The following is a 10064-nucleotide window of genomic DNA, read 5'->3' on the forward strand; positions in this document are numbered from 1 at the left end:
GAAAAATCCCCAGAAGTATAACTTCTGAGGACCTTGTCTTCATTTTGAGCCAGCCTAAAGTTTAGACTGGCTTTTCCTATTATAAAATAATTTAGTTATTCAACTTTTCGCTTTTCTGTCATCAGAGCTGACGGAGTACATATCAATACAACGATTGCTCCTACAATAAATACATTATCAAATGCCCTGCTTAACTGATCATTTTTTTCATTGACAATGACTTTAAGAGCAGATGATAATTCATCCCTTTGAGCTAATAATTTAACCGCTGTACCAACTTTAGCTTGGCCTCCAGATATAGTTTTTAAACTGCTTGATAACTGAGAGACACTTGAACTAACAGTTTCAACTCCATTGATCAATAACTGATTCGCCTCATAAATCTTTCTATAATTGCTCCCCTTTTTAGGTTCTGGAAGATTATCTGTTTTTTGAGCAGCTGTTTTGATTGTATCGACCATATTGCTTTGTTTGGTTGAAATACTATTACTATTCTTAGTCGTATCGAAAGTTTTTGCAATTTCCTTCTTAGCAACTTTTTTTACGTCTGTTGATAAAACCCGTTTTTCAATTTGGTTATACGCTGTTTCCTTAATTTGTGTTTTAGCAATATTGACATTACTATTTAAAATGGTAACGAGAAGAGCCATACTAATGGCCTGTCCAACATATCTAGAAGAGTTAACGATACCTGACCCAATTCCGGCCTTATTAATTGGTAAATATTTTACTGATGATGTTAAGGACATTGCCATAAATCCTAGTCCTAAACCAATAATTACATTACAACAAACAATGATGCTTTGTGAGGTATTATACTGAATAAGACTAAGCATAAATAATCCACCTGCTGTAATAACTAAACCGATACTAATGAGCAATCTTGCACTAATTTTTTGGTACATTTTAGTTGCTAACGGCATACCTACTACGATAGCTAAAGAAGTAGGAATAATAAGATATGCTGAATGCAAAGCAGAATAGTTGCGAACATTTTGCAAGAAATAGTTTAAGATTAATGAAGGTACGATAATCGCAAATCCAAAAATCATATAAATAAGACTTGAAGATGTAAACGTACTTTCCTTGAATAATTTTAAGTCAATGACAGGTGATTCTACTCTTCTTTCGGTTAAAAAAAGGAAAAATAGGCCTACGACACTAATAAAAAAACTAGCTATGATGGTTTGTGAACCCCAACCATACTCGTGACCTTCTAATAAACCAAATATAAGTCCACCTAAAGTACAAGTAAGAAAAATAATACCTAGCCAGTCAATATTCTTTGAAATTGTTAAATCATATGATTCTTTTGTTCCCACTAGGATCATCAAAAATGCAATAATGGCGATTGGAACATTAATACCAAAAATCCAATGATATGTTGTCCAATGGACAATTAAACTACCAATTACTGGTCCTCCCGCTGCAGCTAAGGCACTGAAGGCCCCCATAATAGCAGTAATACGGCTGGTATTCTCTTTCCCCAATAGTTCAATTCCCATGGGGAGAACAATTGGAGTTAATATGGCACCTCCAATTCCTTGGAAGAACCTAAAAATAATTAAGAGTAATAATGAATCAGCCATCATGCAGGCGAATGAGAAAATACCAAATATTACCACACCAATTAGCATAACCAATTTTCTACCGTAGATATCAGCGAGTTTTGAAACAGTAATAATAAATACAGACATTGCTAAAACATAGATTGTTGCTACCCAACTTGTATCAGTCAATCCAGTATGTAAGTCTTCCATAATATTTGGTAGGGCGATATTAACAATCGTTGCATCTAAAGCTCCCATAAACATTGCTAAAACTAGACCTATAAATCCTAGAATTTTTCTTGATTTTGTCATTAAATTCTATTCCCTTCATTATTTATTTTGTTAAATGATTAATGATGCATCAATTATCTTAGTGAACATAAAACAGTCTTTTTTAACTTTTATAATTCACATAAAAAGAATATAATAATACCCATATATTGACCATGACAACATCAAACAATATGTTTAATTAAGGAAAAAATGACAAAGAAAAGAAAGACTAATAGCGTTACTAACCTCAAGTCTGCTTTGATAGACCTCCTACTTGAAATGGAGTACTCAAAAATAACCATTGGAAATATAACTCAGAGAGCAAATGTTAGTAGGGGAACATTTTATCAACATTTTCTTGATAAGGATGATTTAGCATACTCTATCGGAACAGAGACGATGCAAAGATTTTGGGAGATTTTAGCTCAAGGAAATTTAGATAAAGAGGACATGCTTTTAAAGGCTCTACTATTAATTAAAAATGACTATAAACATTTTAAAGCAATATCAAAAGCACCTCACGTTCAATTTAAAGATAAAGTTCAACAACTAATTTGCGACTTAATAAATAACAACAAAACTATTAGAGAAAAGATCAAGAAAAATACGAAGATTTCAGATGAAATTGTGATAAAAGCCTTCTCTGCATCTTTTGAAACCATTATTTCTTTTTGGATTGATAATGATTTATCAGAAAGTCCTGAGAAAGTTGTAGATAATATAATAAAAATTGAACAACTATTTTGGAAATAATAAAGAATAGAAAAGAATAGAGAAAAAATGATAACATTCCATAGTCTTCAAATGGTGTGAGGCTATACTGAGACTTTACGCCGTGATAAAAAAGCCTGAAAGATTGGGATTTCAGGCGTTCGGAATTTTTGAGACTTTAGGCTCAAAAATTAGCCATGGAACTTCGAAGAAGTTCGCTGGCGTCCGCTATCACCCAAGGAAGGTCTCAAGTAAAAGCCTTTGTCCTCAATCTAAAGCCTTGGCAACAAGGCTTTTTTCTTGTGGAAAAGTATCTTGAGAATGAGTAGTCAGCAAAATCTGGTATAATGAAGCCAAGGAGGCGCCTATGAAACATCTGAAAAAACAGACGCTAATTCTTTTATCTATCGCTAGCCTATTACTCGTCGGTTTGGCAGTTTTTGCACATATCCACAAAAAGGTGGAGCAACCAAGCTATTCTAACCTAAAAAGCAAGGCCAGTCTTAATGAAGTGCGCTCCATTCTCTCGAAACATTTGGAAAAGGGGAGTGTGGATAACTTTATCAATCTGGTTAGGGATTACAATGATACCGTGGGTTCTGTTGGACTTTCTGGGGATTTTGCACCATTTACCAAAACAGACTATGATGTGGAAAAAATCAGTAGCCTGTGGACAGCTAAGCATGGTGACTTTATCGGTACCAACTGTCGTATCAACACCTATACGCTCCTGAAAGGCAAAATTAAGATTCCACAGGTCAAGAGTGATAGTGAGCTCCTTTTCCAAGATAAGGACGCTATTGATAAGGGCAAGCTCTTTGATGCCAAGGATCAGGCAGACTTTGAAATTCTCTTTTCAAGGATCAAGACTGAAGCTACCCAAGATGTTAAGGTTCACGCCAAGCATATGGAGGATTACTATAAGCAATTCACCTTTGATGACAAGGCACGCATGCTGTCGGTCGTTGTTCATGATAATCTGGATGGAGATTCTCTTTTTATCGGTCACGTTGGCGTCCTGGTACCTACGACAGATGGATACTTATTTGTCGAAAAATTGACCTTCGAAGAGCCTTACCAAGCTATAAAATTTGCTAGTAAGAAAGATTGCTATAAGTATCTCACAACCAAGTACAAGGGCTATACTGGACTAGGTCTAGCCAAACCCTTTATCATGGACAATGGCAAATGGGTGGATATGGACTAGCTTAACGTGAGAAGAAGGTTTTAAACAGGGAAGAAAAAGGAAGCAAGATATGAAAAGAAAAGAAGCCTTGTTGCTTTATCTAGCGGGGACCCTTGGACAAATCTTACTGGTCAGTCTCCTTGTTTGGCTGCTAAGAGCAGGGGGAGTTAGGGTTGATTATGGAACTCCAATTGGCCTCTTTACCCTTATCTTAGGTGGATTGTCATCAGCTATTTGGGGAGGCTATGTTAGCATCCGCTATCATCACTCCAGTGTTAAACAGCTTGTCAGAGATTTTTTCCAAGTCAAACAGCCTCTTAGTAACTATCTCTTAGTCCTCATTTTTCTAGGATTGGATTTCTTACCACTGGTCTTGAGTGGAGGGTTGATTATTCAGGCTTGGTATCTCCCCATTATCTTATTTTGTAAAGCCCTTGTCTTTGGTGGTATCGAAGAAATCGGTTGGCGCTATTTTTTCCAGTCTGCATTACAAGAAAAGTTGACCTATCTAGTGTCCACGCTCTTTACATTTTTGGCTTGGTCACTATGGCATATCCTCTATTTTTACATTGATGGGTCTCTGGCCACGATTCATTTATTGCCTTTCTTGCTAGGTTTATTAAGCAATTGTTTCATCTTATCCGCCACTTATACAAAAACCAGAAGCCTTTGGCTTTGTGTGATGACCCATGCACTAATCAATGCTTTATCGCAACTGTCATCAACTGAGGAGAGCCTTTGGTTATCCCTTGTGATTAAGGTGTTGATAATTCTTCTTGCCATGAAAATTGCTGGTAGCAGTATGGAGAAAGTGAAATCCTAAGCTGGCTTGATTTTCATTGCTTCAGTTAGTTATGATTCCCAAGAGTAGTTCAATGACTACTCTTTTTTCTATGTAATACTCAAATGACCTTGCCCATCTTTTTGAGGCATGTTATACTAGAAGAGTATTGTCAAAATTTTCTGACATTACAGGTGGAAAGGAGGTGCTAATGCCTTTTAAAAAAACAAAACACCTTGTTTTTTCCCGCTACCTAAGCCTGCTCTGTTTGTTGCTAGTTTTACTAGTAGCGTCAGTTTTTATAGCAGTGTCTTTAGGGGCGGTCACTATAGATATAGGTGATACCTATGGTGTCATCTTCAGTAAATTGGGGCTTCCGGTTGCCAGTCATAGTATAGCCAAGCCACTTGAAGCTATTATCTGGAATATGCGAGTTCCTAGGGTTCTCCTAGGGTTAATAGTTGGTGCAGGTCTTTCCATGTCTGGGAGTGTCATGCAGTCAACGGTTAATAATCCGATTGCCGAACCCTATATCCTGGGAATCTCGGCAGGAGCAACGTTTGGAGCAACCTTGGCCATCATTTTAGGCCTTAAAGCTGTGGTAGGCTTGGGTGCCTTTATGGGGGCTATCCTAGCGACGGTTCTTGTCCTAATCATTGCCTCTATGCAGGGGAGAGTGACCACATCTGGCTTGATTTTATCTGGAACAGTTGTCAACGCCCTCTTCATTGCCTTTGCCAATTTTATAATCTCTATTGGAGCGACAGCAGACAGTGTTATGACCATTAAGTTTTGGACCATGGGTTCATTGACAGGGACATCTTGGTCAGATTTGATGCTTCCAGCAGTAGTGGTTGGTTTGGCCTTTCTCTTTTTCTCAACTCAGTATCGTGTCTTCAATGCCATGATGATGGGAGATGAGGCAGCTTTGACTTTAGGGATTCCACTTAGACTCTACTGGTATCTTTACATTGCCATTGTTGCGGTCATAACGGCCGTCTTGGTTGCTAGCTGTGGGATTATCGGCTTTGTAGGCTTGATTACCCCTCATATTGCTAGAAGTTTAGTCGGAACTAACTATCGTAAGCTTTTTCCAGTGGCAACTCTCTTAGGTTCCTTGTTTGTGGTTTGGGCAGATGTCTTGGCGAGAATCCTCGTCAAAAATGCAGAGCTACCTATCGGTATCTTTACAGCCTTAGTTGGCGCACCTTTCTTTATTTATATTGTGACTAGAAATCGTAGGAAGGTGGTTTAGACTTATGGATGTAAAGTGTCAGGATATTCATTATTCGATTGGAGAGAAAAAAATCCTAAACGGTGTCTCTCTAGAGGTTGAAGGTGGGCAATTCCAGACCATACTGGGACCAAATGGGAGTGGTAAATCAACCTTGCTTAAAACCATTTACCGCCAGTTGAAACCAGATAGCGGTCAGATTTTTCTTGATGGAAAATCCCTAGATCAGGTAAGCCTCAAGGAAACTGCAAAAGAAATGGCCGTTGTGACACAGTTTAACACCCTTCAGTTTGATTGTACGGTGGAAGAAATTGTCATGCTTGGCCGAACGCCCCATCTTTCCTTTCTGCAAAAAGAATCGGAGCGGGATCACGTCCTCGTTCAGGATGCCTTAGACAAGGTTGGCATGTCTGAAAAGAAGGCACGCTATTATTCGTCCCTATCAGGTGGCGAAAAACAAAGAGTTATCCTGGCGCGTGCCTTGGCTCAGGAACCCAAACTCCTTTTATTGGATGAGCCTACCAATCATTTGGACATTAAGTATCAGTTGGAGATGTTGGCCCTGGTCAAGGAACTCGGAATCAATGTTCTTGCAGTTCTCCACGATATTCAATTGGCCTGTCGTTTTTCAGATTATATCTACTTAATGAAAGGGGGTGAGATTGTTGCCCAAGGTGTCCCAAGGGATGCCGTAACCCCACAATCCTTGCAGGCGGTTTATGATGTTCAGAGTCGTATTACCTGGACGGATGACCAGCAGGCAATGATTCAGTATTTATAAGCCTAGGAAAGGAAGGCCTTATGAACAAGAAAACATTTCGTATCGCATTAATCGCTGCAGCAGTCCTCACATTGACAGCATGCAGTTCTACATATAAAAACAGCACATCATCGTCATCAACAGCAAAAGAAACGGTGAAAAAGACCAAGTCAGAAACCCAGTATCCTTTGACTGTCAAAACTTATGACGATAAAGGAACTGAGCTAGATCAAGTCTTCAAAAAGGCACCAGAAAAGGTTATCACCAACAACCTTTCATCAACTGAAATCTTGATTGAGCTTGGTTTGAAAGACAAAATTGTCGGTATGCTTAACCCTGACAATGAAGTAACCGATAAATATAAGGATGACATTGCTTCAATCCCACATATCGGTGATAAGAAAACAATTTCTCAAGAAGCCATCTTGGCTTACGGACCAGATGCTCTTATTGGTCGTAACATGATGTTCTCAGACAAGTCAATGGGAACCATCAGTACATGGAACAGCAACGACATTCCTGTCTATACGCAAAAAGCTTCTGTTTCAACAACTAAACAAGATTTGAATAATATCATCGAAGATGTTAAAAATATTGGTGACATTTTCAACGTTCAAGACAAGGCAGACAAGTATGCGGGACAACTTCAAAAGCGTATCGACGCTGTTAAAAAGAAAAACAAGTCTTCTGACAAAGACTTGAAGAAGGCTCTTATCATGTGTGCTTACAACGATGAGACCTTTGGAACTTACAAATCTGCCCTTCAAGAAAGTATGCTCAATCAGCTTGGTTATACCAATGTTGCGACAGGAACATCAGATTTGACTCTGGAAAATCTCGTGTCAATGGAACCAGAATTGATTATCTATGTAACCAGTGACCGTAATAAGGCCATGGACAAGGAAGCAACAGACAAGATGGAAAAGAACGCTGTTCTTGAAAATGTTCCAGCCGTTAAAAACAAGAAAATCATGACTATTTCTTATGATGAGCTTATGGATTACGGTCCATCTGTGATTGATTCTCTTGAAAAGGTTAATGACTTTGTTAATAAATAAAGACTTTGTCTGCCATGACATTCAGGTTACAGTTGCCCTTCCTGAGTCCTATGATTCCAAGAAGGCTTATCCAGTAGTTTTTCTGAACGATGGGCAGCTTGATTATCTGGGAAAGTTGGAAGATTCTGTTATCCTGGTTGGACTTGAACCTCAGAGTCGCTTGGATGATTTTACGCCTTGGCAGGCTCAGGCTCTGAGACCTGGAAGCTCTGATTTTGGCGGAAAGCTAGCCAGCTATCATGACCATCTATTTGGGCATATTTTCAAAAGCATCACACAGGAGTTTCGACTGGATGAAAGTCGTATGGCTTACGGAGGATACTCGCTGGGTGGTTTGGCTGCTATTTCCAGTCTTTATAGCAGTGATAAGATGCCTTTGCTCTTCTCCATTTGTGGATCCTTCTGGTATCCAAATTTTGTAGCTTACTGCAAAGCCCACCAGCCCATCAATAAGTCTTGCTCAGTCTATTTACATAACGGTTTGACCGAGGGGGCTAATCATAAGAATAGACTGGCCAAAGCTCCTAGTTATGCCAAAGAAGTGCATGAACTTATCAAAAAACAGAGCGTGTCTACTTATTCAGCATTTGACCCCTACGGACATCATGACCATCTCCAAGAAAGATATGACGCTTTTTCGGATTGGTTGATTGAGCAGTGGCAACTCTGAATTGCTGATAGTGGTGAGTAGGAAAGAGATAAGAAAAGTAGTGAAGAAAGTTCCGACGATGGAATCACTTCACTACTTTTTGTTATGCTTAATTTCCTAATCACTCTTAGTGACAACATACACAACCCATTTGTAATTTTGCTTTTCTTCAATCTTTGAAAAGCCAATGCTTGCTAACAACTGTTTCAATTCATGGCTTGTTCCATAATCTGTCATATGATATTTTATTTTTTCTTTCTCGGAAGCAATAATCAAAGTGGAAGGATTGGACATGACTCTATAGATTTCCTGAAAACTCTGTTTTAAATCCTCCCAGAAAATATGTGTCTGGATGGCAAATACCAAATCAAAATCATTATTTTGGTAGGGAAGGTTTGCTACATTGCCAATCCTCAGCTTAACACTTCTGTTTTCTATAGCATCTGAATGAATTCGTCTAGCAGTATGATAAGACTCTTCGGAAATATCAATACCATGAATGTCAAGATTTTTATCTAACTCAAGAAGGTTCTTAATAGTGCTGCCACCGCCATAGCCGATTTCTAAAATCCGACTATTGTTGGGGATAGTGGTTTGTTTGATTGCCCAAAGGCTGAGTTCCTTGAAATAGGACGACCAGATGTTGGTAATCAATCGACCGACAAGACCACTCGGTTTTCTAGATTGCTTTATAAGATATTGAATGAGCATGTTCCCTCCCATTTTTGAAAATAAAATTTGAAATATACATGATTAAAATTCAAACTTTATTATAGAGAAAGCTAGTAAGAATAGCAAGAAAAAATGAAATATATGCTCATTAATTTCAAACTTATGCTACAATTGGTAGTAACAGAGGTGTTCACATGAATCAATATCAAAAGACGACTGAGAAAAAGAAGCAAGCGATTATTCAAGCAGCCTTACAATTATTTAAAGAAAAAGGTTTTAAGGAAACGAGTATAAAATCTATTGCAGAGGTAGCAGAAGTATCACCAGTTTCTATCTACAATTATTTCGGGGGCAAAGATAATTTGGTAGCTCTCTGTGTTAATGACTTGTTTGAAGAAGTCACACAGCAAGCTGAGGACATTTTAAATAGTAATCTAGATTTTAAAACAAAATTAAACCAGGCTTTTTCCCTATGTCAGGAGAAAATGAGTCGGCAAATCTCGGACTATTTTCAAGATAAAATGGTGAAAGAACCTACTTTTTCAACTCTCTTAGCGAAAGCGATCACTGCAAAAAAACGTGATATCTATCGTGCTTATATTAAGGTCGGAAAAGAAGAGGGCCTTATTGCTGAAGACCTATCGACAGAGCTTATTTTAAATGTTATGGATGCTCTTAATGGTATGGGAAATCAGATAGCTGATAGTGACAATTTAGAGACAGAAGTTGAGCAAATTCATCAGATTTTTTTGTATGGTATTTTTGGAAAGAAGTAATCCTATCTTTTATGGTATTTTATAACTTGTCCCCCAATCCCAATCAGTTGTATATTCTCATACAAGGGTGTAAAATCTTCTATATAAAGATAAAGAGGAGCAAGGTATGGAATTAAAAGATTTTACAGAACAAGAACAAAAGCAAATCGAAAAAGGGTTGAGTACAGCTGAGATTTCCGACAAGGAAGCAGCTAAGAAGTTGCTCGCTCTCGTACCACAAGAATGGATTAAACGCATTCCTTTCTTTGTCAGAGGGCATGCGACGACTAAGACAGTAGAGCGTGTAGCCAAGCAATATCCTGAACTCTACGCAGTAGCCAAACGCCAAGGAGACCTTCCAGAAAAAGAAGGCCAAGAGCTTCGTAAAATCATGACAGCCATCTTTGAAGAAAAAATGAACAAACACAAGATTAA

General features: G+C 38.3%; 11 protein-coding genes. 9 read left to right on the forward strand and 2 right to left on the reverse strand.

Annotated features, from left to right (window positions below; genetic code table 11):
- Nucleotides 1-95: 95 nt before the first annotated feature.
- Entirely contained in the window at nt 96-1862 is a 1767-nt protein-coding gene (locus HMPREF2877_RS00445; protein WP_070577983.1) for a DHA2 family efflux MFS transporter permease subunit, read from the reverse strand.
- Nucleotides 1863-2033: 171 nt separating this feature from the next.
- On the opposite strand from HMPREF2877_RS00445, the gene HMPREF2877_RS00450 reads away from it, so the two are divergent.
- From HMPREF2877_RS00450 to HMPREF2877_RS00480, 7 genes are all read left to right on the forward strand, one after another.
- Nucleotides 2034-2576, forward strand: a complete 543-nt coding sequence (locus tag HMPREF2877_RS00450; RefSeq protein WP_014634172.1) for a TetR/AcrR family transcriptional regulator — start codon at nt 2034-2036, stop codon at nt 2574-2576.
- 325 nt (nt 2577-2901) lie between these two features.
- Entirely contained in the window at nt 2902-3741 is an 840-nt protein-coding gene (locus HMPREF2877_RS00455) for a DUF4300 family protein (protein WP_070577986.1), read from the forward strand.
- Between the two features lie 49 nt (nt 3742-3790).
- Nucleotides 3791-4543, forward strand: a complete 753-nt coding sequence (locus tag HMPREF2877_RS00460) for a CPBP family intramembrane glutamic endopeptidase (RefSeq protein ID WP_070577989.1) — start codon at nt 3791-3793, stop codon at nt 4541-4543.
- 169 nt (nt 4544-4712) lie between these two features.
- Entirely contained in the window at nt 4713-5756 is a 1044-nt protein-coding gene (locus HMPREF2877_RS00465; RefSeq protein ID WP_070577991.1) for a FecCD family ABC transporter permease, read from the forward strand.
- 4 nt (nt 5757-5760) lie between these two features.
- The gene (locus HMPREF2877_RS00470; RefSeq protein ID WP_070577994.1) at nt 5761-6516 is read left to right on the forward strand and encodes an ABC transporter ATP-binding protein; all 756 of its coding nucleotides are present in this window, start codon (nt 5761-5763) and stop codon (nt 6514-6516) included.
- Between the two features lie 20 nt (nt 6517-6536).
- On the forward strand, nt 6537-7553 hold the full coding sequence (locus HMPREF2877_RS00475; protein WP_045771843.1) for an ABC transporter substrate-binding protein: 1017 nt from the start codon (nt 6537-6539) through the stop codon (nt 7551-7553).
- Entirely contained in the window at nt 7534-8223 is a 690-nt protein-coding gene (locus HMPREF2877_RS00480; protein ID WP_045768930.1) for an alpha/beta hydrolase-fold protein, read from the forward strand. Before HMPREF2877_RS00475 ends, HMPREF2877_RS00480 begins: the two co-directional genes overlap by 20 nt.
- A 96-nt stretch (nt 8224-8319) precedes the next feature.
- On the opposite strand, the gene HMPREF2877_RS00485 is transcribed toward HMPREF2877_RS00480, so the two are convergent.
- Nucleotides 8320-8913 carry a class I SAM-dependent methyltransferase gene (locus HMPREF2877_RS00485; protein ID WP_045768929.1) on the reverse strand — a complete coding sequence of 198 codons (594 nt, stop codon included), beginning with the start codon at nt 8911-8913 and terminating at the stop codon, nt 8320-8322.
- 155 nt (nt 8914-9068) lie between these two features.
- On the opposite strand from HMPREF2877_RS00485, the gene HMPREF2877_RS00490 reads away from it, so the two are divergent.
- Together HMPREF2877_RS00490 and HMPREF2877_RS00495 are read left to right on the forward strand one after the other, a co-directional pair.
- A complete protein-coding gene (locus HMPREF2877_RS00490) occupies nt 9069-9650 on the forward strand; it encodes a TetR/AcrR family transcriptional regulator (RefSeq protein ID WP_070577997.1) in 582 nt (193 codons plus the stop codon).
- A gap of 106 nt (nt 9651-9756) precedes the next feature.
- Nucleotides 9757-10064, forward strand: a 308-nt coding sequence (locus HMPREF2877_RS00495) for a hypothetical protein (RefSeq protein WP_070578001.1), incomplete at its 3' end; no start/stop codon positions are given.

Origin of the sequence: Streptococcus sp. HMSC072D03, assembly GCF_001812855.1 — a bacterium.
Taxonomy (GTDB): Bacteria; Bacillota; Bacilli; order Lactobacillales; family Streptococcaceae; genus Streptococcus; species Streptococcus salivarius_D.

What these genes read in the sequence shown, in the direction of transcription:
- HMPREF2877_RS00445 (WP_070577983.1), bottom strand. Translation starts at nt 1,862, where the DNA reads ATGACAAAATCAAGAAAAATTCTAGGATTTATAGGTCTAGTTTTAGCA.
- HMPREF2877_RS00450 (WP_014634172.1), top strand. Translation starts at nt 2,034, where the DNA reads ATGACAAAGAAAAGAAAGACTAATAGCGTTACTAACCTCAAGTCTGCT.
- HMPREF2877_RS00455 (WP_070577986.1), top strand. Translation starts at nt 2,902, where the DNA reads ATGAAACATCTGAAAAAACAGACGCTAATTCTTTTATCTATCGCTAGC.
- HMPREF2877_RS00460 (WP_070577989.1), top strand. Translation starts at nt 3,791, where the DNA reads ATGAAAAGAAAAGAAGCCTTGTTGCTTTATCTAGCGGGGACCCTTGGA.
- HMPREF2877_RS00465 (WP_070577991.1), top strand. Translation starts at nt 4,713, where the DNA reads ATGCCTTTTAAAAAAACAAAACACCTTGTTTTTTCCCGCTACCTAAGC.
- HMPREF2877_RS00470 (WP_070577994.1), top strand. Translation starts at nt 5,761, where the DNA reads ATGGATGTAAAGTGTCAGGATATTCATTATTCGATTGGAGAGAAAAAA.
- HMPREF2877_RS00475 (WP_045771843.1), top strand. Translation starts at nt 6,537, where the DNA reads ATGAACAAGAAAACATTTCGTATCGCATTAATCGCTGCAGCAGTCCTC.
- HMPREF2877_RS00480 (WP_045768930.1), top strand. Translation starts at nt 7,534, where the DNA reads ATGACTTTGTTAATAAATAAAGACTTTGTCTGCCATGACATTCAGGTT.
- HMPREF2877_RS00485 (WP_045768929.1), bottom strand. Translation starts at nt 8,913, where the DNA reads ATGCTCATTCAATATCTTATAAAGCAATCTAGAAAACCGAGTGGTCTT.
- HMPREF2877_RS00490 (WP_070577997.1), top strand. Translation starts at nt 9,069, where the DNA reads ATGAATCAATATCAAAAGACGACTGAGAAAAAGAAGCAAGCGATTATT.